At 47.8% G+C, this 24,366-nt stretch carries 26 protein-coding genes; 2 read left to right on the top strand and 24 right to left on the bottom strand.

Annotated features, from left to right (window positions below; all coding sequences use genetic code 11):
- Window positions 1-111: 111 nt before the first annotated feature.
- The 19 genes from ADU23_RS13790 to ADU23_RS13700 all read right to left on the bottom strand — a co-directional run bounded on the left by ADU23_RS13790 (window position 112) and on the right by ADU23_RS13700 (window position 15,161).
- Window positions 112-822 carry a peptidoglycan recognition protein family protein gene (locus tag ADU23_RS13790; RefSeq protein ID WP_082311090.1) on the bottom strand — a complete coding sequence of 237 codons (711 nt, stop codon included), beginning with the start codon at window positions 820-822 and terminating at the stop codon, window positions 112-114.
- Window positions 815-1,354, bottom strand: coding sequence for a phage holin family protein (locus ADU23_RS13785; protein ID WP_063845998.1), 540 nt, complete (start codon window positions 1,352-1,354; stop codon window positions 815-817). The genes ADU23_RS13790 and ADU23_RS13785 overlap by 8 nt, the downstream gene beginning before the upstream one ends.
- 393 nt (window positions 1,355-1,747) lie before the next feature.
- The gene (locus ADU23_RS13780) at window positions 1,748-2,677 is read right to left on the bottom strand and encodes a hypothetical protein (protein ID WP_053374267.1); all 930 of its coding nucleotides are present in this window, start codon (window positions 2,675-2,677) and stop codon (window positions 1,748-1,750) included.
- A 2-nt stretch (window positions 2,678-2,679) separates the two neighbouring features.
- Window positions 2,680-3,429 carry a hypothetical protein gene (locus tag ADU23_RS33180; protein WP_053374266.1) on the bottom strand — a complete coding sequence of 250 codons (750 nt, stop codon included), beginning with the start codon at window positions 3,427-3,429 and terminating at the stop codon, window positions 2,680-2,682.
- Between the two features lie 4 nt (window positions 3,430-3,433).
- Window positions 3,434-4,051, bottom strand: coding sequence for a putative phage tail protein (locus tag ADU23_RS13770; protein ID WP_053374265.1), 618 nt, complete (start codon window positions 4,049-4,051; stop codon window positions 3,434-3,436).
- Window positions 4,052-4,054: 3 nt separating this feature from the next.
- Window positions 4,055-4,549, bottom strand: coding sequence for a tail fiber protein (locus tag ADU23_RS13765; protein WP_053374264.1), 495 nt, complete (start codon window positions 4,547-4,549; stop codon window positions 4,055-4,057).
- 11 nt (window positions 4,550-4,560) lie between these two features.
- The gene (locus ADU23_RS13760) at window positions 4,561-5,583 is read right to left on the bottom strand and encodes a DUF2793 domain-containing protein (protein ID WP_053374263.1); all 1,023 of its coding nucleotides are present in this window, start codon (window positions 5,581-5,583) and stop codon (window positions 4,561-4,563) included.
- Window positions 5,584-5,997, bottom strand: a complete 414-nt coding sequence (locus ADU23_RS13755; protein WP_053374262.1) for a hypothetical protein — start codon at window positions 5,995-5,997, stop codon at window positions 5,584-5,586.
- A 3-nt stretch (window positions 5,998-6,000) separates the two neighbouring features.
- Window positions 6,001-7,044, bottom strand: a complete 1,044-nt coding sequence (locus ADU23_RS13750) for a baseplate J/gp47 family protein (RefSeq protein WP_331459244.1) — start codon at window positions 7,042-7,044, stop codon at window positions 6,001-6,003.
- Window positions 7,031-7,432, bottom strand: a complete 402-nt coding sequence (locus ADU23_RS13745) for a DUF2634 domain-containing protein (RefSeq protein ID WP_053374260.1) — start codon at window positions 7,430-7,432, stop codon at window positions 7,031-7,033. The genes ADU23_RS13750 and ADU23_RS13745 overlap by 14 nt, the downstream gene beginning before the upstream one ends.
- A complete protein-coding gene (locus tag ADU23_RS13740; RefSeq protein ID WP_053374259.1) occupies window positions 7,429-7,731 on the bottom strand; it encodes a DUF2577 domain-containing protein in 303 nt (100 codons plus the stop codon). Before ADU23_RS13740 ends, ADU23_RS13745 begins: the two co-directional genes overlap by 4 nt.
- A complete protein-coding gene (locus ADU23_RS13735) occupies window positions 7,731-8,699 on the bottom strand; it encodes an XkdQ/YqbQ family protein (protein ID WP_053374258.1) in 969 nt (322 codons plus the stop codon). The genes ADU23_RS13740 and ADU23_RS13735 overlap by 1 nt, the downstream gene beginning before the upstream one ends.
- 4 nt (window positions 8,700-8,703) lie before the next feature.
- Window positions 8,704-9,369, bottom strand: a complete 666-nt coding sequence (locus ADU23_RS13730; protein WP_053374257.1) for a LysM peptidoglycan-binding domain-containing protein — start codon at window positions 9,367-9,369, stop codon at window positions 8,704-8,706.
- The gene (locus ADU23_RS13725; RefSeq protein ID WP_053374256.1) at window positions 9,369-11,675 is read right to left on the bottom strand and encodes a hypothetical protein; all 2,307 of its coding nucleotides are present in this window, start codon (window positions 11,673-11,675) and stop codon (window positions 9,369-9,371) included. Before ADU23_RS13725 ends, ADU23_RS13730 begins: the two co-directional genes overlap by 1 nt.
- A gap of 229 nt (window positions 11,676-11,904) precedes the next feature.
- The gene (locus tag ADU23_RS13720; RefSeq protein ID WP_053374255.1) at window positions 11,905-12,327 is read right to left on the bottom strand and encodes a phage tail assembly chaperone; all 423 of its coding nucleotides are present in this window, start codon (window positions 12,325-12,327) and stop codon (window positions 11,905-11,907) included.
- A 27-nt stretch (window positions 12,328-12,354) separates the two neighbouring features.
- Window positions 12,355-12,819 carry a phage tail tube protein gene (locus ADU23_RS13715; protein WP_053374254.1) on the bottom strand — a complete coding sequence of 155 codons (465 nt, stop codon included), beginning with the start codon at window positions 12,817-12,819 and terminating at the stop codon, window positions 12,355-12,357.
- 1 nt (window position 12,820) lies between these two features.
- Entirely contained in the window at window positions 12,821-14,137 is a 1,317-nt protein-coding gene (locus tag ADU23_RS13710) for a phage tail sheath family protein (RefSeq protein ID WP_053374253.1), read from the bottom strand.
- 3 nt (window positions 14,138-14,140) lie between these two features.
- Window positions 14,141-14,329, bottom strand: coding sequence for a hypothetical protein (locus ADU23_RS13705; RefSeq protein ID WP_053374252.1), 189 nt, complete (start codon window positions 14,327-14,329; stop codon window positions 14,141-14,143).
- A gap of 211 nt (window positions 14,330-14,540) precedes the next feature.
- Window positions 14,541-15,161 (bottom strand): ECF-type sigma factor, encoded by a 621-nt coding sequence (locus ADU23_RS13700; RefSeq protein WP_053374251.1) that lies wholly within the window; start codon window positions 15,159-15,161, stop codon window positions 14,541-14,543.
- A 256-nt stretch (window positions 15,162-15,417) separates the two neighbouring features.
- Here ADU23_RS13700 and ADU23_RS13695 point away from each other — a divergent pair, with 256 nt between their 5' ends.
- Together ADU23_RS13695 and ADU23_RS13690 are read left to right on the top strand one after the other, a co-directional pair.
- The gene (locus tag ADU23_RS13695) at window positions 15,418-15,846 is read left to right on the top strand and encodes a helix-turn-helix domain-containing protein (RefSeq protein ID WP_053374250.1); all 429 of its coding nucleotides are present in this window, start codon (window positions 15,418-15,420) and stop codon (window positions 15,844-15,846) included.
- Window positions 15,847-15,854: 8 nt separating this feature from the next.
- Window positions 15,855-16,265, top strand: coding sequence for an ImmA/IrrE family metallo-endopeptidase (locus ADU23_RS13690; protein ID WP_053374249.1), 411 nt, complete (start codon window positions 15,855-15,857; stop codon window positions 16,263-16,265).
- Window positions 16,266-17,097: 832 nt separating this feature from the next.
- Here ADU23_RS13690 and ADU23_RS13685 read toward each other — a convergent pair.
- The 5 genes from ADU23_RS13685 to ADU23_RS13665 all read right to left on the bottom strand — a co-directional run bounded on the left by ADU23_RS13685 (window position 17,098) and on the right by ADU23_RS13665 (window position 24,359).
- Window positions 17,098-21,093, bottom strand: coding sequence for a sugar-binding domain-containing protein (locus ADU23_RS13685; protein WP_053374248.1), 3,996 nt, complete (start codon window positions 21,091-21,093; stop codon window positions 17,098-17,100).
- Between the two features lie 270 nt (window positions 21,094-21,363).
- Window positions 21,364-21,606 (bottom strand): YolD-like family protein, encoded by a 243-nt coding sequence (locus ADU23_RS13680; protein ID WP_053374247.1) that lies wholly within the window; start codon window positions 21,604-21,606, stop codon window positions 21,364-21,366.
- Between the two features lie 178 nt (window positions 21,607-21,784).
- Complete coding sequence (locus ADU23_RS13675; RefSeq protein WP_053374246.1) at window positions 21,785-22,903, bottom strand: GerAB/ArcD/ProY family transporter; 1,119 nt, start codon at window positions 22,901-22,903, stop codon at window positions 21,785-21,787.
- A gap of 34 nt (window positions 22,904-22,937) precedes the next feature.
- The gene (locus tag ADU23_RS13670; protein WP_053374245.1) at window positions 22,938-23,147 is read right to left on the bottom strand and encodes a hypothetical protein; all 210 of its coding nucleotides are present in this window, start codon (window positions 23,145-23,147) and stop codon (window positions 22,938-22,940) included.
- A 24-nt stretch (window positions 23,148-23,171) separates the two neighbouring features.
- On the bottom strand, window positions 23,172-24,359 hold the full coding sequence (locus tag ADU23_RS13665; RefSeq protein WP_231637373.1) for a Ger(x)C family spore germination protein: 1,188 nt from the start codon (window positions 24,357-24,359) through the stop codon (window positions 23,172-23,174).
- Window positions 24,360-24,366: the final 7 nt, after the last annotated feature.

The raw sequence follows: 24,366 nt of genomic DNA, 5'->3' as shown, positions 1-24,366 counted from the left end.
AATGAGCATATGCCTAAATAGACAGATGTACGGTCATTTTGAAGGTAAAGAATGAAGTTAATTTAAAGGAAATCATGAACCACGCCTACTGTTGAAGCCGGCGGGGTTCATCTATTTTCGCGAGAGGATAATCGTATTCAGCCATGCCAGCTCCGATAGTGTCAGGGAGCCATGTTCTGCTTTTTGCTTCCATTTGGAATCCTCCAGCAGCTTTTGATCCGTAAACTCGGTAAGGGTGGCTACAAGAAGCTTTTGCTCCCCATCCGACAAAATCAAATCCGACTTTCGATTGTCTGGCAGCGTAGTCGTAGGCGGTGGCGGTGGCGGTTGTATCATCTCCGCAACTTTATTTTTAAAAGCGTGCCAGCCTGTCCATTTGCCGTCATCGTACATTAACCTCGGACAAATCTTCCCGCTCCAATCGTAATGGCGGCGAAGGCGATCAACGCCCCAGCCGTACTGCTTCAGCAGCTTCGCCGCAAGTTCTGCTGCATTGCTCAGCGACTTGGAATAGTCACCGCTCTCGCAGATCTCGATGCCAATCGAAGTTCGGTTGCCGCTCGTCTCGCCGCTTCCATCGCCCGCGTGCCAGCCATTTTCATTCAGCGGCAAACACTCGATCACCCCATGCTCGTCCACCACGAGATGATAAGATGCAGTTCGCGTGTTGGAGGCGTTGGTTAGCCACGCTCGTTCATTTTTTGCCGTGCTGACGGGGTTTCCGGTGTTGTGAATCGTAATGGATTGGGGCAGGAGCAGGTGGCCAGGGCGGCGATTGCTTGGAGTGTTTTTGGGGATATGGTCTGTGTGGTAGTTAATCATGGTTTGGGTTCCTTTTATCTGTAGTAGATTCAGTTTTGGAAGCATGATCTGCTTCGCTATTAGTATCTCGGCTTCCGCTCCTCTTTGTCGCTCGCTCCACCTTCGCTTGAAGCTCGCTATCGATATGCTCGATTACCGATTTGGGGATCCACTTCTCCCAGCCCGCTCGGTAGGCGTTGGCGGTTAATGACTGCCAGGTGTGGTAGATGATGCCGAGTGTAATTCCATAAAAGAGCAAGCCAGGGACACCCAGCATCGAGTCTAATAGATTAGCAAGCGCGGGCAGAGAAAGAAGAAATATCGTTCGCGGCACCCCCTGTTTCAAATCGTACTCGCTGGAAAACACCGTATCCTTCTTTGCAGCCGAAATGCCGGTAACCCAATCCAATCCAATAACAATGATAAGAAGCAAGATTGGAATTAACCGGCCATCACCATAAATCAAAGATACCCAAGGCGCAAGCACTGCACCGATTCCTGTCGCTATTGCTCTCCCTTCTGTCACGTCTACTGCGAACCATTTTTTATACATAACCATTCCTCCCTTCATAATGTTTTCATTAAAAATGAATTGAATGCAAAAAAGCCCCGCCGAGGCGGAGCACGAGTTCTAGGTATGATTCTTGTAGTTTGTCATGTGGTTTAGGATCAATTTTATATATAATGATATCCTTTACTACGATAATCAATCCATCTAACTCTAGAAATTACTATATATTGCCCCCTAATGAGCACTCCCATATCTTGTAAACCTTCGAAACTCTACCGGATTTCTTTATTGTATTGTGGTAGGAAACCGTAACTTTTCCAAAAATAGGTAATAAACGCAGTTTACCTCTTCGGCAATAATCTCAGTAATATTATAACTTATAAAAAAGAAGCTACTACTATTTAGCAGCAACTTCTATTTTGTTATTATTTTTGATTATGCTTCAATAAGAATATAATTCAAAGTTACTCCACTACTTTGATAGGGCACACGAACTAGCGAAGAATTAACAACATAATCATAGACGCCAGATCGTGAATAAAGTCCGGATAGACTATCAACGTTATTATTTTGACTAAGAGTGTATACAGTATCTCCCCAGCCCTCTACCCATCCATTTTGTCCTAACACCGAACCAAATTTGGCCGATATTGTCCGATTATACCCGTCATACATTCCCCAACAAAACATTATATCAGGTTGGAAACCATGACCAGTTATTTCAAAGAAATAATTCATCTGGCCTTGTGAACTTCCCATTTGGAATGGACGACGTGATTGCGAGGAAGTCATCGTGCCAGCTGCTATTCTCTTTCCTGGTATCATAGTACCGATGTGACCGAAGATATTTACACCTAATCTAATATTAGACGGAATAAAATCGGGATCGTTAACTCTAATCCAGCAATCTCCCTCGTATAATTGTTTTCCTGTCCCCCCAGCGCCGTTCGGTCTTACAAAGAGATTTTGATCCCATGCAGCTATCTCCGAGGGAGAATGGTGATTAACGTTAGGAGCCCATCCAGTTCCATTGACGTTATCCCTAACAGGAATAGATCCTTGCATTCCGAAAATATTCTTATTAGCGGGAACATTAAGAGGTACTAAATCTGGTGAATTAGCTAATAAAGATCCATATCCATTAGCGTTCTTCCCGGTCGTGTAGTATCCTGTTGGTGGCTCCATGATGATATTCCCACCTTGATCTGCAAGAGCGGATACAGCAGTAACATATCCCCCTCCTAATGTAGCATGAGCTCTATTAGGCATTGTCCCAGCTCCATCATACAAAACTCCAGCGGAGAATTTCTTCCCCGCTAGAACATCCGCAGCTCCGGCAGTTCCCGGTACTAGAATTTGTCCCATTCTTACACCTCCAGTATTGTAGATGATACAAACATGTTGTTAGCAATGGATGCAGTAGCTTTAACGGTAATGGTCGTTCCTGCTGAAGTGTTAATATAGCAAGGCAGCAGGCTATAGCTTCCTACTGGGGTAGACTGAGCATTTAATAGGAACGTTGTTTGCGCTCCGCCAGGGTCATTATAAGTTACTTTCAGCGTCACTGTAGTCGTCCCTGTCAAACGTAAGTACGTTCCTACTAAGAAATTGCCGGCTGAAGGAGTTGTATACGTATTTACTGTAGTCTCTGACGTTACTCCGATAAGCTGATTGTATACATAGCTTCTGCGAGCTACTCCAAGAGCCGTCCCTGCATTCTTAACGAAGGCTGTAGTCGCTAACTGATCGTTATTAGTAGCTAGTGCTGCTGTAGGAGCCGTTGGTACTCCGGTAAAAGCTGGAGAAGCTGTTTCCGCTTTCCCATTCCAAGCCGCTTTCTCCATATCCGTCACAAAGCGGTTACTCGCATCTTGAGTAATGATAGACGCTGGATGATTAGCCGGATGCACATAATTATTTGCACCAGCCGCAACCCCAGAAAGCTTTGTCTTCTCTGCCGTAGTATAATCCTCCGTCGATAGCTGCTTGCCAGCCACTTTATCTACCTTGCTGCTAACAGCGGTATCCAAAATATCCGCATTCCCGTTCAAATCCGCAATATCGACTACATCCGTTCCTTCCGGCTTTTTCAATCCTAAATTCCCGGTCGTTTGCATATATTCACTCTCCCTCGTAAACTCTTAGTTCGCTCCATGTTTTGCTATTCGCTTGCTGCCAGTTCATCGTTCCGATTTGATTCCATACCGTATAGGTATACTTCAAGCTAAAAGCTAGGTGAGCCGGTTTAATATCCTCCAGCATGCGGATGAAACCAGCCATATTGGGCGGAATTCCTTTTGTCCCAACAAATACGACCTCGAAGCGGCTCTCCGCCGGATATTCGATCACATTCACTTCGCCGCCCGAAAAGGCGAAAGCCGTTTGAATAATCTTTGCTTTGGTCGTCGTGCCCGCGCCGCGCAGCTTGGCTATAATGCTCTCCCGCCTGCGGGCATCAGGCAACGACGAATCACTCCCCAGCCCGAGCACTTTTTCCCAGCGCGCGAGTCCCCACGTTGCCGACCTTACAAAATATTGCTCAAATGCCTCTTCAATGTCAGCCGACTGCTTCCCTAATTCCCCGCCAAGCTGATTTTGAATAACTTGCATCTCCAGTATGGGATGATAAAAGGAAGGCAAATCGTTCATCAGATCAATCTCGGCATGCGGAGCAACCTCCCCGCCGTCCGCCTCTTCCCCATACCCTTGCTCGCCATATACCGCCATTCCATATGACAAAAGCTACACCCCCTTTAGCTGATTCCAGGTTACGCCCGGTCCCAGCTTGCCGCTTGCTAAATCATAAGCGCGCTTTACCGCATTTGCCGTCGCCGCCTGCACGACGCTCGTACTGTTAGTAGCATCGATTAATTGGACAACGCCCGCAGCAGATACCGATGCAGCAGGCAATCTCGCCGCAGCAACGATGCCTGATGTAATGTCCGCTGCCGCGTGAGCATGCGCAGCTGGTGCGAAGGCTGTTGGTTTGCCGCTTATGCCAGACCAAGGCACGCTGTCCGCGGATTCCGCGTTGTCCACTTTCCCATTATTGTTCGTATCATAAATGCTTTTCAGCATGTCGCCCGTCGCCTGAGCAGCGGCAAGCACGATATTGCCGCCGGCTGTGCCGATGTACAGCGTTTGCGTATCGGTGCAATACCCTAGCTCGCCGACTTCAAGCAACCCGATGCTTGCCTCAAGCCCTCGCCGCAGTTGAATGAGTACTTTTCTTGGCATCCGCTCACCTCCTAGAACGTGCCGCCATCAATAACGGCAACCTTCAAACGATTGCCATTCGCGGCATCGTACACGATGCTGTCCGCATCGATGCTCACCTCGATGCCTGCTGCATTAACGAGGACGCCTTTGCCTGCTTTGGCGCTAACCGCTGCGCCAGCAACAGTAATCCCGTTCCCCGCGCCAACGCTTAGGGTGACCGTATCGGCTTGGCCTCCGCCTGTAAGGCCGCTCCCAGCTGTAATCGTCTGCAGCGCACCGCCTGTCCGCACCCACGCCGAACCGTTCCAGCTATAAATTTTTTGTTCGTCGTCCACATAACAGGTCCAGCCTACTTGCGGTGTGTATATATCCCAAGCTGTACCGTTCCATTCGGCAATTTTGTTTGTTTGAGAGGCCCATGCGCCCGTCGCCACTGCCGGAATCAAATAACGATCCGCTGCAGCGGGCGATGCGGGAGGAGCAGCCAAATCCTTATCCTTGACCGAGGCTTGCGGCTCGATATTATGTTTCGCCAGCTCAATTTCGTTTTTAATTTTTTGTGCCGACCACAAATCCGTAATAGCCAAGCCTGCATCGTTTATGGTCCGGTGCTTGGCCGGATCGTCCAAATGCGTCTTAATCTCTGCCGCGGTCTTTACGTTAACGCCATCCGATACTTTGTTTACGTGACCGCTTGTAACATTCGCTTTTAGAACTTTGGCGTAGGTTGCGCCTTCCGAAATATCGTCCAGCGTCCCCGTCAAATCGGTAAGCTTCTGCGCATTGATTCGTCTCCAAGCCGTGCCATCGTCAAAATATAAATATCCCGTATTCGTACCGCTGTTTACGTAATACAGCCTGCCTGGCACAGACGCAACCGGCCTTGCCGCCTCAGTTCCCGATAAAGCCCGGCCGACCATGCTGTTCGCTGCTCCATCGCCTACATAGACTTCCTTCGTATCTGTGCAAAATCCCATTTCTCCCGGCAATAGCGGGCCAAACGCGGTTAGTTCAGCTTTTGTCCCGCGCTTTATTTGTATCGTCTGCGACATCTAACTCCCCCTCGAAAATGATCCTCCATCTACGCTTCCTTTGCCCTTGTATCTATCGATCTCTGCTTGCGTTGCCATTATGCTGGCCTGCAAATTATTAATATCCGCCGCTTCCACGCGGTCGCCAGGCGTCTCATAGGTGACAAATACGGCATCTGCCTGTGCAAAAAGCTTTATCCGAAGCCTCCAAGGCATCTCAGCCGGAACGGTTAAAAAATAATTCGGTACCTTCTCGCCCGATAAACCCTGTCCCGTATAAACCTGAATACTCTCCTTGCGTATGTCATCATGTGCAAGCTCTCCATCGAACACGCCGGCTGAGACTGCAAGCTTTTCTTCCATAACATATAGCTCGCTGCTTTCCTTCTTATTCAGCTTCTCCGTAAACCGATCCAGCTCCGCAGGGTATGGCATGGGCTACACCTCCAATTCAATAAGCCCTGCAACAGGCACTTCATCAATATCTAGTCCAATATTGGCGTTGCCGCCATTTAACAGCAGACCATCATAATCGAGTACGCCCGGTATTCCCAAAAGCAAAGTACCAAGCTTTGCGATGCTCACATAGTTGATTTGGAATGCTGTTTCTTCTAAATAAGAGGTTAGCTCAGCAGTAAATGCCGCACTCACAAGCTGAATCGTATAGCCGGCCGCGAGCGTAACCGAAGCTTTAATACGGATCGGAACGCTGGACGCGGATACGACCGATACCTCTGCTCCGATTGGCCTGTTCTCATTAATAAAATGGAGCACCGCGCTTTGCAGTACCTCACTTGCAGGCTGTTTATCCGCATTGACGATAACGACCTTCACAGTGCCCGGACCGTTCCACAATGGCAGTACTCTTGCCCCGCCAACGCCCGCTACCGATAAAGCCCATCTCATATAATCAGATACGTTGCCGCTCGTACCCGGATTTTGCACCTCGGCAAAAAAACGGCCGCGCAGCTGCTCATCCGACTCCTCATCCTCGCCAGGCACGAGCACAGCTGCAAGTTCAGCGCGAGCTAGCGAGCTAATATAATCGATGGGCAGCATATCCCCAAATTGCTGATTCCCAACCACGCCCTCGGTTTCGCTCTCTAGAACGAACGAGCCGGCGCTAAGCTTCTCTCTTACCACATAGTTGATCGAGCCCGCGGAATAGCGGCTGCCGATAGGCACATCGACAGCCGAGCCATTTTCGCCATAAAATTTGCCCTGCCGCTTGGCTCTCGTAGCCGCTTGCCTGATTACGCCAAAATCAGCCGTACGCCGCGATAAATATTCGCCGCTGGACGTGTCGGCAAACGCCAAATTCATGTTCACGTCTAGCTGGGCATACAGCTCAGAGAGCTCAGCGGCTGCCGGAGCCAGCGCATCGTAAATAATGCTGCCTTCCCTCTTATCCACGTCGCCGGGGACACTGGCTAACATGCGTTGAAGCAAATAACTAAAGGTCATATTTTCATACACGCCCATTCACCTCCTCTCCAAAGCTTCCAAATTCCGTAACGACAGTAAATTGTATAGCAGCGGATTCCTCTGTTACGTCGAACTGAAAATCAGTGACGCCGGTTATCCGATCATCCTGCATCAAAGCCTCCCGTATTCTCCGCTCCATCTCGGAGCGAACAAAGGATGGCGCTTCGCCAATTAATCCCTGCAGTTCAGCTCCATAATCGTCGCTATAGCAAAAATTACGATAGCGCTCTGTTTGCAATATTTTAAAAACAGCTTGCTTGACTGCCTCAAGCCCATCGGTCGTGCCGACGATACGATTATTTGTCAGATCCAGCTTGTACGTCGCGCTCGTTTCAAGGCGATCATCCAGCACGGTATCACCGATGCTTGCTCCTTGGGGAATCATGGCTTGACCACCTTATCCAGCACCACAAATTGCTGCCCGCCTTGTACACGGAGCATAAGCACCGTGTCTCCCGCTTCTAGGCCTGTTCGAATAAGCAGCTTCCCGGATGACGGCAAATCCGCTTCAAACCGTACAAGACTTTCCGGAACAATTAAAAAATCCTCCGTTAAAGTAAAACGTTGATCCACGTTTACTTCCAGAGGATTTAGCTTTATTACTTTTCCGACCATTACGGCCATCGGGTTGCCTGCTGCGTACGCTGCGGCGCCTGCTTTTTTAATCGAATCCAATAATGCCATTAAACCACCCTCAATTCCAGCTTCATCGTGTGCGTATCCGCATCAAATTTATGCGAGCAGTCGTCCACGAGAAAATATTGATTAATACCTAGTTCCTTAATGACAACGGGAATAAAGCAGCCTGCCCTGACTCTCAAATCGCCGATCGCGTCCATGCTGATGCTTTTTTGCTCGCGGTTTTTCAATGCCATTAACTGATTAAGCTGCTCATTGATTTGCGCTGTATTCATTTTTTCGTCCGCCTGCTGGTAAAGCTGAAGACGTCCCCACTTCGCTATATTCGCGCTGTCTTGCAAAATGTGAATGTCCCGCTTCCCAGTCTGCTTATTGTCCTGATAAATCTTGATTCGGTTGTACGTGTCACCATCAATCGAGCGCTTCAGCCCATAATCATACATGAGACTGTAGTCGCCGATAACAAAATCAACCTTCATGTCCTGAATATTCCGTACTGACAGCTCGCCGTAATCATCAAAAAACATAAAGTTCCCGCCTTTATGAATGAGCGTCAAATCCAGTGCCTTGTAGATAATATCCAGCAGCTTCTTATTGTCCTCAATCATCGATGGGATCTTGTACTCCGTATCAGCAAGCAGCCCCGTCTTCATGTCAAAATCATCCGCAATCCGCTTCACAATCTGCGAAGCAGTCACATCGCGGAACACGTACGTATCGTTTGCAAGCAAATATCGAATCTGATCGTACGCCTTGATCGATACGCTCTCGTCCTTGCCCGTATTAATTTCAAATACGTAGCCGTAAAAGATATTGCGATCATCATGGCGCAATCGGATAACATCGCCGCTGTTCACCTCAAAAGAAGCACTCTGATACTGGCTCCCCTTGATTACAGTTAGATCCAAGCTCGACGCGGCTCCGCTCCGCTTTGTTTTATAGGTGAGAGAAGGAACAAGGCTTGTAATATTCCATACCTTTCCGTTGCGGTTATCGATTAAAATTTCCAGCATATGATCACCCCGGCAGCTTCAGCGTCATACCGACGGGCAGCTTCCTTAGCTGCGCGTCCTTGATGCCGTTCAGCTTCTGAATTTCTTGCCAGCGCCCTTCGTTGCCAAGCTGGACTCGCGCTACCTTTATAAGCGTATCGCCGGCAACCAGCTTGTACGTCTTCGGCTTTTGCTTATCGGAAGGGCGCGGATTCGTTTTGGTGCTTGCGCCGTCCTTCGTTAGAATGACAGGCCTCGCGCCGTAAAAAGCGAACTCCTTCAGCGAAATGCTGTACTCGATATCACCGGAGCCTGCCGCTTCCTTCCACTCGAACTTCTCAATGCTCATGGGCAAATTGATATCAAACGTTGCGCCTGTATAAATAAATCGGATAGGACGCTTATTATCCATCCACTCCAAAATAGTCATGACATAAGCAACAGGGGCAGTCCAAGTATTACTAGTTACAAAAGGATACGAGAAGGCTGGAAAAAAGCTTTCAAACGAAATATCCTTAAGCTTCGGGCTTTGAAGAACGTTGATCTCGCCTAAACCCGACACCTCATAGGTTTTGCCGCCCGCAGCATCACCGATTTTAATTTCTGGCGGGTTAACAGGCAGATGGATAATTTGCTGCTGATTCCCGTAGCTCAGCCATATTCCATATTCATAATTCCGATTGCTGATCATCAAGCGTACACCCCTTCCGCTGAGGAAGCGATTTCCTCATTTAATGAGCGCTCAATTCGTCCGATAATCGTATCGATATCATAGCCGTTATTAATGTCTCCGGTTTGCACGCTGACAGTCGGCTGCAAGGACACGAAGTTCTGAATGTTCTTCATCTCCGCAAGCTCCCGCATCGTCTTCAAATCCTCGCTGGAAATATCAACGGTGTCGTTGATTTTGCCGACTTCTCCGACTCGGTTGATGTTTGGGGTTATAGTCTGGAAACCAGTCTGGGAAGGCAAGCTCATCACATTTCCACCCCCACTTGCCAAATCTTTTCCACCAGCTAACTTACTCCAATCAGCGGTAATTTTATTGGGATCAATTAGGGGTTCGTCTTTCGTTGTACCTTTTTTAACATCATCTGCGGCTCTGTCCTTTATGAACGCTTGAAGACTTTGGTCTCTTTCAGCCGCCTTTTTCGCTGCCCTAGCATAAGCATCATCTTTCTTAATTTTCATAAAATTAAGAGTGTCATCCATAAATTTATCTGTACTGAAGCTAGCAGCAAGTTCAAATTTCGATCCGGTGACCTTGTTGATAACCCCCAAAATAGAGTTTATATCATCAATGATCCCTTTTATAACCGTATCAAAAACATCACTCATTCCTTTTATCATATAAATCAGCGGGTTTAGGATCCATTCAGCAAGCTGCCAAAAATAGGCGGGTAAACGGTCTAAAAAGTTTAAGATACCATACCAAGCTCTTAAAAAACCTATCGCAAACGCATCATTCTTTTGCCAAAGGGCAATGATATAAACAATTAGACCCATGATCAAAGCAATTATTATTAGGATGACATTCGCTTTCATTACTGCATTTAATGTTCCCCAGGCAGCAATTGCTCCACGCATTACTAATGTTTTCAAAGCAAATGCAGCTGTACCCGCTGTAGTTGATGCAGTCATAATAGCTTGATATGTTGTATAAGCAGCTACTGCTACACTACCTAACTTGGTAAAAAAGTTTAAAACCGTTAAAGCAGTTACAATTCCCCAAATAATAGGCTCAATATAAGGCCAAAAGGCTGAAATAATATATACAATCCCCATTGCTGCGTAAGCAAGCCATGTAAATAAAGTAGCAGCAATCGATAATGCACTACCAAGAGAATCAAAGAATGGTTGAAACACACCTGCTTGAAATAATATATTCAACACTGTGAGAGGTTTTAACATAGCCATTATAGGTTCAGCACCCGCCCCTGCAAATGCAGAGTTGATGTTTTGTTCAAGAACTTGAGCTTGCTTTACAGGCGTCGCCATCATTTGCTCCATAGCTTCTTTTCCCATATTTGCATGTTCAAGTACTTGCCCTAATGCAGAAGTAAATGCATTCATATCTCCAGACCTAGCTAATCCTTCCAAATCAAAGGCCTCTATAGCAGTTTGAGGAATATTATATTGTTTAACAAGCAATGAACTATCTCCTTGTGCTGCTGCCGTTACTGCTTTTGCTGAAGCTTCATTCCCCATTCCCTTCGAATCAAGAGTTGATATTTGAAGAGACAATTCTGAAAGCTTATTAAGTTGTTCTGTACTTTTAGTAAATGCTCCTAAAATCATTGCTCCCTTAGCTGCCTCTCCAATCGGAGTACCTGTACTTAACGCTTGATTCTTTATCGATTCAAATAATGCATCGCCTTCATTCTTATTGCCAGTTTGATTAATTAATATGCTTCTAATCTGTTGCTCTTCTAATCCATTTGTTAATGATATATCAATCATTTTTGTTATTGATTCCTTGTTGAAACTGGAGTCTAGTTTTTTCAATAAATCAATAGCTGTTTTACCCGTATTTAATGAGATAGCTGAGCTAGTGATTGGAGCAGTTACGGGCTTACTCTGTTCTTGTATGACCGTTTGTCCTTCTTCTAGCGAAGCAGGCCTCGAAAATGATTCTTTAACAACAGATGCAACATTAAACTGGATTGGCCCCAAAAAAGGGGTGCTCCCACCAGAATTTGTTTTAGTAGGCTGCGCATAAATAGAATGGGCCATTTTTGATAAACCTTCGAGCTTTTGTTCTAAATCTTCCACTGCATCAACCGTTCTATTAATAGCGGATGCCACTTTATTTAAAGAACTATTAATAGTCATGGCTTGACGATTGGAATCCATTAAGAATTTTGTAAAAGAAGTACTTCTATTTATTTGTTTATCAAAGTTTTTAAAAACTGAAATAGATCGATTCATTGCGTTTGTCATTAATTTCATTGCCCTTGACGCTCGATTTTCCTCAACGGCGTTACTATTACTCGCCATCCTTCCACCCCCTTCACACGGGCGAAAGCGCCCCCGCATGGGAGCGCTGCCCGTCCTTATTTTCGTTTTGCTTTGGCTCGCTGTTTCTTCTCGTTCTCGATGCGAACGTCGATCATCGCGTAGATCGCCGCTTTCTCCCGCCGGGTCATGGCCATCAGCTCATGCGGCAGGATGCGAAGCTCGTGGAGGGCGTAATAAGCGTAATTCGCTTCTCCGTCGCCCTCTTTGATTAGTTTTTTACTTCATCTGCCAAATCGTTTAGGCTTTGGTTAAAGCCGTTGATTTCCTGCACGCGCTGTACCAGCGAAGCGTATTCGCCAGGCAGCAGCATTTTGCGCAAAAGGTTCTCGGCACCGAGGGTACCGTACGATTTTTGCAGATCCGCATCCTTTAGATTCGGGAATTGAATGCTGCTGACGACGAGCTTGGCAAGATATTCGTCCGTATTGGTCTCCGGTACAAAAACGCCGTTTTTCCCCTTCACCTTGCGGGTGGACGACTTGCGGCATTCCTCGTTCTCGGCTTCGTTCATGCTGCGCAGCTCCCATGCGACGGCTTGTCCCTCCGCATCTTTAAATCGCTCGGATACGATAAACAGCTGCGTCGCTTCGACGGCTGCATTTTGCGCAAAAAACACACTTAAATCACTCATTTTCTGTTGCCTCCATTCATGAATTGTTTAACCTAGCGAAAGTGACGAGAAGCTGTCTTGAATGTCCACGCCTTCAAAGGTGAACTCGATTTCCTCTTCAAGCGCTTCGCTCTCCGTGTCGAGCTTGCCGATAATGACCTTATTCAGATTGACCTTGTTCAGGACAACCGTTTGTTTGCCCGTGGCAGATGAGGAATCCTCATTCATAATGACGATGTCAAAATACGCATCCACGCCGGTTTTTACGTAGTCCAGCATCATTTGGCGGAACTTCGTTGTGACGTAATAAATGGTCATCGTGCCCGTACCGGACCAGCCTGTCGCTTTGTGCTGCAAGCCCCGGTGCCCAAGCGTCTTGATCTCCGCCTTTTGTTTCTCGATGCTCGCCTCCAGCGTCTTCACATAAAACATTTCTTCCCTTGAGTTGTTAATCACCGTAAAAGCTTTGCCTTCGCGGCCCGAAATCGTGTCTCCTGCGTTCAAAAATGCCATATTACTTCACCGTCACTTTCATATATACTTTTTCTACGCTATCTACTGGCTGGATGTGGACGTTAATGACAATGCTGTCGGTATCCGTGCCGGCAACGACCGACAAGTCCGTCTGCGAGTTAAAATTTTGGATCGCGTTCAACGACTGCAAATGGTTCAAATACTTGGTGCACTCATTGCGGAATAGGCTCCGGCCATCTGCGTTATTATCCACTTTGCCGATATAGAAGCTCTCGAAAATATGTTTAAAGTCATTTGCGATGCCATCCAGCACGCGGATCACTCGGTTTTTGGAAAATGCTTTCCCTTTCTCAGGCGTATAGCCAGTAAAGGTATTAATATCCTGCTCCACTATGACTTTGCCGCCGCTTGCCGTAAACAACAGCTCGCCTGCTTGAAGCGCCGCCACCGTTTGCGAATTCGTATACCGAATGTCTGCATCAACTGCATCCTCATAAGCTTCATAGGTCAGCGATTGATTAATAGAAGCGCCTGCCGTTGCCGCAGCAACCCATACTGTCGCTTTCTGCGCATCAATGACTGTGCCATCCAGCAGCTTGACGCCATTTTTGACGCTTATCACCCCTTCATGATCCGCAGACGGATAATTCGCCAGCACGACTTGGATTTTGCGGCCCTCTTCCTCGCGCAGGCGGCGAGCAAAAGCAGCGTATACTGATTTCAAAGCTACATCAGCGGATACGAGCGCAATCGTATTAAAATCCTGCAGCTCGATCTGAGTCAAATAGTCGGTATGCTCCTGATTCGTTACGGTGCCGTTGGCGCCGCCAACAAGCGGTGCGCCTGCTGATAGTGTCAACGTTCCCGTGCCGCTAAAATCAACGAAAGCATTGCCCTTAAGCGCCGCAATAGCAGCCACCGTTTGCGAATCAACCGCCGCTTCAGCGACATAAGTGATAACATCAAACAACTCCTCGTCATCGACGTTTTGCTTTACAGCCACCGTGATGTCATTGCCGCGTACCCCGCCAAACTTAGCCGTAAGCGTTAAGCTGCCGATAGCAGCTGTTGCTTTGGTCCCTTCATTCAGGCGATATAGAAGCAATGTCTTTGCCTTCTTAAGCGCTTCTCGCACGAGCAGCAGCTCGGGTGCGCTTAGATCGTAACCGAGCAAGCTTCTTACGTCCTCGCCTGCATGAATCGTTAGGACCGATCTCGATTTCCCCCAATTCAATGCCAGCGCAGCAGCGACTTTGCCTCGTTCCCCCATGCTGCCCACCGATTGTTTTTCTCCTGCCAGATTAATATAAACGCCGGGGCGCACCTTATTTTGAGTTGTAAATGTTCCTCCTGCCATGTTCTACATGACCTCCTTTTTCAAATGGGCTGTTATCCGGGATAACGCTTGTTCATGGGTATAGCTTTCTTCCTCCTGCAATACGGCAGAGAGCACATCCTTCTGCGATGGCATGTACCTTCTTGCTGCCAGCAGCTCTTTTTTGCTGAAGCTTGCCTCAATTCCGGCAGCCTGTAGATCCGCTTTCTTCATTTGACATTCCTCCGGCTTCCTTCATTTGGAGCGGCTTGCCCACCATCCAGCAGCCTTGCCGCAAGCGACCTTACCGCTCTCCCGCTACATCTCACTCACCTCCTTTTCTGGAAAAAACAAAAGGGACGCTCGGTATCGTCCACCGCTCGTCCCCGCTTATGATCTATTGCACAATATCATAATATCACGGTTATTTGAGCAAAAACGGACATTAGCCGGACAGAAAGCGGACAACTTCAGCAAGCGCCTTTTGCTTCCATCTGCGGAACGTGCGGTCGACGATTCCAAGCTCTGAAGCAACGAATTCAGTAGGCTTCCCTTCAATAAAACGCAGCTTCAGCAGCCGTGCGTAATCAGGTTCATAGGCTTCGAGCGCCTCTAGCGCTTGGTCGATCGCTTGCAGCTGCTTCTCAATATCTTGAAGCTCGCTGATTTTATCGATAACGCCCATATAGCCCTCAAACCCGCCAGAGCCGGCGCGTGCTTCAAGCACCTTCTCGATTTTTTTCTCCAGCTCCCTTAGCAGCTTCTCATCCTCTGGGTTTGCGGCGGTACGGCTTCGAATCACTTCGCTTAGCTGCGCCTTCGTTCCGATCGGATACTTGGATAGGTTGGCATGCGCCGCAGCCTCGATCCGCTGCTCCTGTTCATCCAAATACATATAGGAAGGAAGCTTGCGCAGCTGCCGGTGCAGCTCCTGCAAATGATCATCCTCAGAAACGGCGCTTAGCCGCATGCCTGGACCGACCGATGTCCCCTCCAGCTGTTTCTTTCTTGCCTTAAGCCGTTTATAAGCATTTAACTGGTCAATAACCTGCTTTTCCTCTTTCATTCACATAACCTCCTATAAGTTCTAATGGTTTAGTGGTATTTAAAATACCGTTAATGCCAAAAAAATATAATACAAGTCTCGGTATTGACAATACTCTTATTGGAAAATATACTAGCTTTGAAGTAGCTAAAATAGCCATCTGGCTTTTCTGATAAATTGCTGTATGTGTTCGTCTGATGAATCTCATTGTATTTGGTATTTTAATTACCGTCAAGTATTTAAAATACCAAATCTCGAAAAATGGAGGGTATTCATAATGTCGTTAGGTATGAGAATAAAGCAGCTGCGCGTTGAACGCGGATTAACACAGCAGGACGTTGCCTCAAAGCTGGAAATGGGCCGGTCTAATTTTGGGCATATCGAGAATGACCGGGTCACGCCGACGAGCGAGGACCTGCAAAAGATGGCCGATATTTTGAATACGACCACCGATTATTTGCTTGGTCGCGATGCAGCGTCGGCAACAATACCCGAGTGGGCGACGTATAAGGATAAGCGCGACTTTAAGAAGCTGCTCGAAGAAGACGGGGAAATTATGTTCGACGGCGTACCGATGAGCCCGACCGACCGCCAGCGCGTAATGGATGTATTGACGGGTCTGTTCTGGGAAGCTAAGCAAATGAATAAGCACAAAAAAAAGGCCGAGCCAACCGACGATGCTCCTGATGATGATGCCAAAGGGTAGGTGTTGCTATGGATAAAATGATTTTAAAGCTCATTCGAAAATTCAAAACCAATGATCCATTCACCATCGCCGAAGGTCTTGGCATCCATATCCGATTCGCCGACCTCGGTCAAGGCACGCGCGGCCTTTATTTCAAAAAGCTGCGCCGCCGATTTATAGTCATTCACGATGCGCTTCCAGATGATTGGCGCAGGTTCGTATGCGCGCATGAGCTTGGGCATGATCGGCTGCATCCTGGCTTCAACCGCTTTTGGCTGGATGAGCAGTCATTTTTCAATGTGGGGAAATACGAGCGGCAAGCGAGTAAATTTGCGGTCAGGCTGCTGACAGCCGGCGACTCTCCAGCTGCCAGCGAGACGCTGGAGGAGCTTTTGATGCGAAACGGCGTTCCTGCGGAAATGCAAAAGTTTTATTTTTGAAGCGAGGCTTTATGATTTAAGTGAATCGCTGTTGTTAAACAAAACAAGCTGCAGTCTAGGGCGTGAACTTCATGCTCTAGGCTGCAGCTTGCTGCTTTTAGATCAGATTATTTTCTTTGTAGGATTCAAAGCCGCGATCGGTGAGCTGCTTTAATTCGAGCAAAAGATCCTGCTCTGTTTTTTTGAAATTAAAGCAAGACTTTCCCTGCATGCGTTTCTTCAAACCGTCTGACATCTCGCTTAGCAATTCAGGAAATATATACGGGCATAAGGTGGTAGCTTATATCATTTTTTTTGCTTGAACCGCCCCAAAAAAATCGGTTTCTTAATTATAGGATATTAGTTAAATATCACGTATGCTGGCAAAATGGATGTTCCTTGCAGGCTGCTTCACAGCGACTTTCGCTGAAAATGGATTTCCGGGCGGAGGAGCTCAAATGGCCGTTTGGCGGGAGCTCTCGCTGAAATAAGTCTAGTTTCTAGCCTTATTTCTGAAAATCCAGCTAGTTTGTTGAGAATAGAGCTAGTTTCTAGCTCTATTCCTGAGCGAATGAGCTCAAATGGCGGTTTGGCGGGGGCTCCCGCTGAAATAAGTCTAGTTTCTAGCCTTATTTCTGAAAATCCAGCTAGTTTGTTGAGAATAGAGCTAGCTTCTAGCTCTATTCCTGAGCGAATGAGCTCAAATGGCCGTTTGGCGGAGGGGACCAGCGTCCATAGGGTTCACGAGGTTCACCTTATCTATTTCAAAACGGACATCATCTTCCCACATAAAAAATGGAATCATGCTGTAAAAGCCATGATTCCATCCCATCAATCCATCAACCCATCCGTTCTACGGATTAAAGATCTTCTGAGCCATCATCGCAAGGTCGAGAATATCGACCTTTTTGTCGCCATTCAAGTCGGCAAATCTTGCAACGTTCCAATCCGGACTGTTGCTATCCTTGCCGTAGTGGCTCGCTATGATCGCCAAATCGCCAACCGAGAACCTGCCGTCATGGTTCAAGTCGCCGTCGGAGCCGCTGCCGCTTTCCACAATCGTTACCGTAAGCTCAGCGGTTGCTGCTTCTGTCTCGTTGCCTTCGCCATCAGCCAGCACCGCTTTGATCACCGAAATTTTGCCGGAGGCCGCAGGGGCGCCTTTCGCTTTAAAGACAACGTCAAGAAGCAGAAGCTCCTGCTTGACTTGATGATCATCGCCTATGTTCACCAGCACGATGCGCGCATTGCCTTTTCCGTCATCCACAACCTTCACGACTTCAATGCCGTCCGCAGCGGAGTCTACCTGCTGCAGCTCGAACAAATTCGCATCATAGCTCAGCGTGATATCCGAAGCGTATACGGAATCCGTCACGTTCGCCGCGCCGAGCTTCACTTTAAACGTCGACCCTTCTTTCACGCTGCCAGCGCCATCCAATGTCATGCTCAGCGGCGCTTGCTCATTCAACGATTGAACCGTGAAGTAGTCAATATCCGCATTCATCGATGTGCTATCCAGCGCAGAAAAACCGTAGATGCCGATCTTGACTTGACCCAGCTCTGCCGTTAGCGGATCTGCGGCCTGCTGCCACTCGGTTCCATTCCAGAAATAAGTCGTATACGCATTGCCGACTTTTTTGATTTTCATAAATACGTCATCCGTGCCCGGATGCTTCGCCATATTCGTCGCCTTCGTATATTTCTTATTTACTTCCTTGGCCGTTTCCAAGCTGTATCCCGCAGCACCGAGCGTATCCCAGACATGGCCGTATCTCACGTAGTTATCGACATCCTGCCATACGATTAAGCCTGCTTGCTGGTGATTTTTACGGATAGGAGCGTTTAGCTTGATCGTTGCCTCAAAATCTTCGCTCGGAAGATCCCGCAGGAATACGTTTTTGATGTCATTCGACCCTTCAAACATTTCCCCTCTTTGCGTCACAATCCGCAAGGAGCCCGGGTTATCCGTAAGCGACCAGCCGCTTGCATCCGGATTATGAATGCTCCATTCATCCTTTAAGGCCGGCTTATCGAATGAATCAAGCCATGCCTTCGGCGAAATCGGCGGCACTGCTTTTACCACGCTTTTGCCGAACTTCTCGATCGCAGCATTTAAAGCGTTAATCGCCTGCTCGATCACTTCGGCAGAAGCATCCGGCTTATCCGATACAGCCTGCGCAGCCGCAATCGCAGCGACCAAGGCATCTTTCGCAGCCTGCGGATACTCGCCAGGGTTAGTGCCAACAACCGCCTTATCCAGCGCCGCCTGTGCCTTCGTAATAACGCTCGTTAAATCCGAGATATGGAAGCTTCCGATTAATTCCTTATGTGCTTGCGCGACGCGGATAAAATCCGCTTTTTCCACTTTGCGGTCATAGGAGAGCAGTCCGTTAATCTCCATTTCAACGTCTGTTATTTGAGTGTATACCGCAGCACTTAGTCCTGTTTTCTTCAATGCCTTCAATTGGTTAATGAAGGTCACATAACGATCCGTCAGCTTCGTTACGTTCTCTTGCTCCTCGTAGCTGAATACGTTCGAGTTCCACTCATGCCCAGGCACCTTCAGGCCAAGTCCGCCATATTCGCCGAGCACAGCGGCCCGGGTATCCGTCGCTTGCGGCGCATTAGGTGCAGGGTACGCGTGCATGTCGACCAAATGCCCGACATTTTTATCCGTCCAGCCGCTCGCATTGTTAATGAGGCGGGTTGGATCATAGCTCATCGCCCAATTCGTCAGCCGTTCGGTTTCGTATTGTCCCCAGCCTTCGTTAAACACGGTCCATACGACAATGGAAGGATGATTGCGGAACTGGTCGATCATTTCTTTGAATTCCTTCTCGAGATGCGCCCGGTTATCGGCAGAATCCCCGAATTTGCTCACTTGATCCTGCCATACCACGACGCCAAGCTTATCGGCCCAGTAGAACCACCGATCAGACTCCACCTTCATATGCTTGCGAATCATGTTCATGCCAAGCCGCTTCGCCGCCTCGATATCGAACTTCAAAGCTTCATCCGTTGGCGCTGTGTATAAGCCATCCGGCCAATACCCTTGATCGAGAGGTCCCATTTGGAAAATAAACTTACCGTTAATGAGCGGACGCGTAATGCCGTCTACTTTGCCGAGCTTAATATCCCGCATGCCGAAATAGCTGGCGACTTCATCCACCTTCGCGGAGCCTTTCACCAGATTAACCTTTAGATCGTACAAGAATGGATCATCAGGCCACCACAGACGCGGATTCGGAATTGGGATCGACAATTCCTCGCCTACCGCTCCGTTTATGCGTGCAACTTCCTGGCCTTCCTTCAACACAATCGCTTCAACTGTTTCATCCGTAACGCCAGCGCTTCCTGTAACCTTCAGCTTCAACAAATCATCAGCAAGATTCGGTGTCATGTCCAGCTTTTCGATCGAGGCAGCAGCTACCGGCTCCAGCCATACCGTCTGCCAAATGCCCGATACCGATGTATACCAGATCCCTTCCGGCACATTCCGCTGCTTGCCGATCGTGTACCCGCCATCGTCTGTCGGATCTGTTACATAAACGATCAACTCATTTTGCCCCGCAGCCAATTGGTCGGTAATATCAAAGCTAAAGCCCGTATAACCGCCGCGATGCTTGCCGACTTCATGCCCGTTGACATAGACCGTCGCTTCAAAATCAACAGCTCCAAAATGAAGCTGCACGCGGCTACCATCCCAATCCGCAGGAAGCGTAAATTGGCGTTTGTACCACATTTTATCTTCCTGACGCTCAAGTCCGGACAGCTGTGATTCGACCGCAAACGGAACAAGAATCGTTTCGCTTAATTTTTTGCCAGTAGGAAGGACCGCTTGCTTCGTGCCGCTCTCAAACTCCCACTCGCCGTTAAGATTTAGCCACTTGTCACGGACAAGCTGCGGACGCGGATATTCCGGAAGGACTTGGTCTTTATCCACATCCTCCGCCCATGGCGTCTTAATCATAAATTCGGAGCCGTTAGTCACTTTGGTAGCTACAAACGTGGATAATGGCTGTCCGTCCTTCCTGACAATGGCCCCTTGCCCGTCATACGTGAGCATGATCGCATTATCCGGCTTGTAGACAGGAATATCCCATTTCAGCTGAATGACCGACGAATCATTTGGACTCAGCGCTGCGCTTGTCGGAATATGATTGCGCAGCCCTGCCGCAACGGTAAAATGTTTTGCTGCATCCGCTGGAACCGTTTGTAGTTCACTGCCAAAATGCAGCTCAGCCTGCATCCCGTCCTGAAGAATGACGCTTTCCTTAGGGCTGTGATTCACAAACCCAGCAGGCAGCAGGAAAGCACTTTCCGGTACAGCTTGCTTCTGCAGGTTAGCTCCCGACCATTTTAGATTAATGTATGCTCCGCCAAAGTCCTGAAAGTATTCTAATTTAAAGCTAACCTTCTTGCCGGCTTCCAAATGGATGGCTGCACTAGTCTGCTCCTTATCCCAATCATTCACCCAGTGATCAATGGCAAGCTTGCCGTCGATCCATAGGCGGAATCCGTTATCAGCCTTAATGTAAAACTTGTAATCATCCGTAGCCGGCGCTTCCAGCTCGCCAGTCCACCTGACCGCATTAAACTCATCCTGTCCGGTAAACGCTTTCAGAATCGGTTTAATATTAGCAAAATCAATTTTTGCATCTACCGTCGTAATCTTTAAGGTTTTAAAATCAAATTGCCCTCTTCCCGATGTAGTGTAATATTCTGCCTTTAATCCACGGTTCTCCGAGCTGGCGCCCGGCGTCTCCTCTGCCGCCATGGCAGTAGACATGCCGAACACCTGCAGGATCATCATCACAGTCATGATAAGCGAAACAGTACGTTTTTTCATTCGTTACAGCTTCCTTCCCTGATTCCTGTTTTTGACGTGCATTTAAAGCAATGTTTTCATTCATCCGTTTTTTACATCGTTTCCCCCCTTCCCGACAAGAGTATTGTACAAATAATCCCATGGGAAGTATTTGTAATATTTGGCGAAAAGTTGTGAATTCCCGCCGTACTTTTACATACACAAAGAAGCCTCCCATTCGCTCAACATGTGAACGAGGGAGGCTTCCAGGCAGCCTGCTGCTGTATCATTTTCGTACAAAAGCTTATCTTATCAATAAGGGCTTTCTATCTTCATGATATCGAGGAAAGGCACCTTCGTTACGCTTCCCATATGCTCGACATGAACCTTCTTCGTTCTTGAATCGAGCGTTGTAATGACGCCTCTCACTTTCTCTTCCGCCGCCCAAATCGTGAGCAGCAGCTCCGTGCCTTCCTGCTTGGCCTCTACTAATCTCTCGCCCAGCTCCTCAAGCTCAAATTCATCCCTTGTTGGCCGCTTCGGTCCTTTTGCCACCTAATTCCCCTCCCGCTATGTATGGCAACCCGTATTTTCAATAAAAAAGGATCTCCTCCGCTCCGAGGAGACCCTAATCCTATCCAGTTAAGTTACGCGAATAGTTCTATTATAGCATGTTGGCGATTGACTCTGTTAAAAGAAAAAACTAGAAATCCATGCAGCGGCCTCTATCCGGCTATTTGACCTTATGATCGTGGTTTCTCCTTAAATAGAACCAGCCTAGCATTAAGGCAGGAAGCAGCACACAGATCGTCAGATCGAACAAAGGCCAATAGTCTTTATTGATTTCATTGTAAATGACGATATTAGGGGCGCTGATTACAGAGCCTACCAATAAAATCATAGCCAGCGGAATCGTCAGCATATTGCTCTCTTTTAACCGAAGCAGTTGGGTTATTCCTTGCGTGATCGCATAGAAGATAACTAGTGTTTTAAAGAACACCGTTACGATCCAGATAAATGCCAGAATAGCCTCTATCCGCTCCAAAAAATTGCCGATCCTTATTTTCTGAGCGAGCACGAACATCGGGTAATACTTCGTTTCCATTAAGCTTGCTCCGAGCACGAACACGCACAGAATGACAGTGATGAATAAAATCGTACCGCTTATGAGAATGCCGAGCAGCAGCGGCTTCATCGTCGCATTATTGCCCGCTACATGAGGCACAAGCATTAAGATAACGAACAGCTCCGAGAACGGTACCGTAAAGGAAATGAATACCCCGTTCATAACAGGTGCCAGACCATCTGCTAGCACCGGCTCCAGCTTGGAGAGATGAATCTGCGGCAGCAGGAATACGGTCATGAGCAGAAACAGCAGCAGAAATAGGGGAAATAGCAGCTCTCCCATCCGGGCAAACGCTTCTACACCAAGGCGGTAAGCAATGATAATAACCGCCATAAATAACATAACAATCGCATTGATCGGTGTTTCCGGCATCAATTGCGTCGTCATGAATTGGCTCATTTCACTGGTTAGCGTCATATGGATATAAAAGAAATAAATGATCAGCAAGATGCCAACCAAGCTCCCCGCCACATTTCCCATGGACTGCTGGATGAACGTGATCAAACCGACTCCCTTCATCATTTTCGCAACCGATCCAAACAATACGCCTACCGCAAGTCCCAGGACAAGGCTAACGAGCATCGTTATCCATGCGTCTTGCTTAGAAGCCGAGGCAAGCAGCGTTGGAATAACCAGCATGGAATCGCCTATCGTATACATAATAACCAATATCATAAATTGTCTAGGCGATATTTTGCCATTGCCGTTTACCACGTCGTCGCTCATCCGTCTCACCTCCTCTTCATAAGGCGTTCCTTGTTCAGTACAGCCCTCCGTAGACAAGCTTGATGAGCAAAAACGGATTAGGCAGGTTCACATTCATAGCTAGCGCACCATACAGACCCGTACCGAGGAGTAGAAGCGTAATAAACACTGCCATCTCCTTCATAAGCTTCTTTTCTTTCAGCTTCGGCAGCTCCCACCAAGCAACGAGTATAGCAAAAACAACTACTCCAATTAATGACGGCATCGTTATCCTCCCGCGCTAAATAGGCTACGATCTCATTTTTGTATTGCCGGTCGTACCCGTTTTGCGGATAAATACTTTGACATGAAAATGCGTTTCCATGACGGGGAACATCCTTGTATTCCATTCCTGCTTAGCCTGCTTCCATAAAGCCGGGTGCTGCTGTCCTAACGTAACGCCAAACCCGAATACATCGGTTTGCAGTTTTTTCGCGTGCCTGATCGAGGCATCTGCATTGCTTTTCATCACTTTCTCTMCCTGCCGCTGCAGCTTTTCAATCGTCTCAGGATCCGTTAGATCTACAGACTTGCAAGCTCTATCCACGATATTAGCCTCTGTTCGAAAATAAATATCCGCTACTGGCTTGCCATCCTTCATTCCCATCTTAATGCGTGATTCGGAAGATTCAATCTCTACCCCCATATACTTATTGCCTTCACATCGTATCTCAACGGAAGTGCTTTCCAAATGATTGGTAATGTCCGTGTAACCCTTGCTCTCTTTTTCATTTAACCAGCCTATTAGCTTATCCTTTTTAAAAACCGCGAGCCCCGTATAGCGAAAGTGTCCTGCCGGCTTAAAGATTTCCACATTTTGCTTCGTCTCCGCTTTTTTTTGGTTTCCTATCACTTCAATGCCTGTTAACGCCAGCTCCTTGCCTTCACCGGACAGCGTGCTTAAAATATCGTCCAGCGTAGTGGAGACGGTAGGCGCCCATGATTTGGCTGAGGTCTCGAGCGACCTAAGCATATTTTGGGTAGGCAGTTTCTCAAGCGGCGTATAGATTTTCAATAACTCCTCCGCTTTCATCCCTTTTGCGATCACGACGTTAAAATCCATTCGCGATTCGTTATCCCGTAGCGTGCTGTCCAGAAACTGGCTTATCCCTCTTCTTGCCATCTTCTCGCCGATGACATAGATTTGCAAATGGCCTAAATATACTTTACGCGGCGCTTCTGCCGTTAACGTGCGCGCAGCCTCAAACATCGTTTTCCCTCTGCCTTGATACAACGTGCCCGGCGGGCGATCGCCGCCTCGCCTCTGCGCGGATATTTCGCTTGGATTAACAACCTGAAAGGACACGACAAACTGCCCATCCTCCCAATCCACGGCTATGCCAAGCACGATTAACAGCTCATTAAGCTCGCGTCTGCTCCAGCAGCCTGTCAGAAGCGCCATGCACAAAATGATCATCACCGTTTTACGCAGCATCATGGCAAAG

Source organism: Paenibacillus sp. FJAT-27812 (assembly GCF_001273905.1).
In the GTDB taxonomy this organism is placed as follows: Bacteria; Bacillota; Bacilli; order Paenibacillales; family Paenibacillaceae; genus Pristimantibacillus.
Note: the sequence above shows the minus strand (reverse complement) of the source record. Positions and strands in the feature narration are given on the sequence as shown.

Excerpts from the sequence above, each read along its gene's own strand:
- ADU23_RS13690 (WP_053374249.1), top strand. The coding sequence starts at position 15,855 with ATGGATAAAATGATTTTAAAGCTCATTCGAAAATTCAAAACCAATGAT.
- ADU23_RS13755 (WP_053374262.1), bottom strand. The coding sequence starts at position 5,997 with ATGCCATACCCTGCGGAGCTGGATCGGTTTACGGAGAAGCTGAATAAG.
- ADU23_RS13780 (WP_053374267.1), bottom strand. The coding sequence starts at position 2,677 with ATGGGACAAATTCTAGTACCGGGAACTGCCGGAGCTGCGGATGTTCTA.
- ADU23_RS13695 (WP_053374250.1), top strand. The coding sequence starts at position 15,418 with ATGTCGTTAGGTATGAGAATAAAGCAGCTGCGCGTTGAACGCGGATTA.
- ADU23_RS13700 (WP_053374251.1), bottom strand. The coding sequence starts at position 15,161 with ATGAAAGAGGAAAAGCAGGTTATTGACCAGTTAAATGCTTATAAACGG.
- ADU23_RS13750 (WP_331459244.1), bottom strand. The coding sequence starts at position 7,044 with ATGGGCGTGTATGAAAATATGACCTTTAGTTATTTGCTTCAACGCATG.
- ADU23_RS13725 (WP_053374256.1), bottom strand. The coding sequence starts at position 11,675 with ATGGCGAGTAATAGTAACGCCGTTGAGGAAAATCGAGCGTCAAGGGCA.
- ADU23_RS13785 (WP_063845998.1), bottom strand. The coding sequence starts at position 1,354 with ATGTATAAAAAATGGTTCGCAGTAGACGTGACAGAAGGGAGAGCAATA.
- ADU23_RS13730 (WP_053374257.1), bottom strand. The coding sequence starts at position 9,369 with ATGATCAGCAATCGGAATTATGAATATGGAATATGGCTGAGCTACGGG.
- ADU23_RS13710 (WP_053374253.1), bottom strand. The coding sequence starts at position 14,137 with ATGGCAGGAGGAACATTTACAACTCAAAATAAGGTGCGCCCCGGCGTT.
- ADU23_RS13735 (WP_053374258.1), bottom strand. The coding sequence starts at position 8,699 with ATGCTGGAAATTTTAATCGATAACCGCAACGGAAAGGTATGGAATATT.
- ADU23_RS13705 (WP_053374252.1), bottom strand. The coding sequence starts at position 14,329 with ATGAAGAAAGCGGATCTACAGGCTGCCGGAATTGAGGCAAGCTTCAGC.
- ADU23_RS13760 (WP_053374263.1), bottom strand. The coding sequence starts at position 5,583 with ATGTCGCAGACGATACAAATAAAGCGCGGGACAAAAGCTGAACTAACC.
- ADU23_RS13745 (WP_053374260.1), bottom strand. The coding sequence starts at position 7,432 with ATGATTCCCCAAGGAGCAAGCATCGGTGATACCGTGCTGGATGATCGC.
- ADU23_RS13790 (WP_082311090.1), bottom strand. The coding sequence starts at position 822 with ATGATTAACTACCACACAGACCATATCCCCAAAAACACTCCAAGCAAT.
- ADU23_RS13685 (WP_053374248.1), bottom strand. The coding sequence starts at position 21,093 with ATGAAAAAACGTACTGTTTCGCTTATCATGACTGTGATGATGATCCTG.
- ADU23_RS13740 (WP_053374259.1), bottom strand. The coding sequence starts at position 7,731 with ATGGCATTATTGGATTCGATTAAAAAAGCAGGCGCCGCAGCGTACGCA.
- ADU23_RS13765 (WP_053374264.1), bottom strand. The coding sequence starts at position 4,549 with ATGCCAAGAAAAGTACTCATTCAACTGCGGCGAGGGCTTGAGGCAAGC.
- ADU23_RS13670 (WP_053374245.1), bottom strand. The coding sequence starts at position 23,147 with ATGCCGTCATTAATTGGAGTAGTTGTTTTTGCTATACTCGTTGCTTGG.
- ADU23_RS33180 (WP_053374266.1), bottom strand. The coding sequence starts at position 3,429 with ATGCAAACGACCGGGAATTTAGGATTGAAAAAGCCGGAAGGAACGGAT.
- ADU23_RS13720 (WP_053374255.1), bottom strand. The coding sequence starts at position 12,327 with ATGAGTGATTTAAGTGTGTTTTTTGCGCAAAATGCAGCCGTCGAAGCG.
- ADU23_RS13675 (WP_053374246.1), bottom strand. The coding sequence starts at position 22,903 with ATGAGCGACGACGTGGTAAACGGCAATGGCAAAATATCGCCTAGACAA.
- ADU23_RS13715 (WP_053374254.1), bottom strand. The coding sequence starts at position 12,819 with ATGGCATTTTTGAACGCAGGAGACACGATTTCGGGCCGCGAAGGCAAA.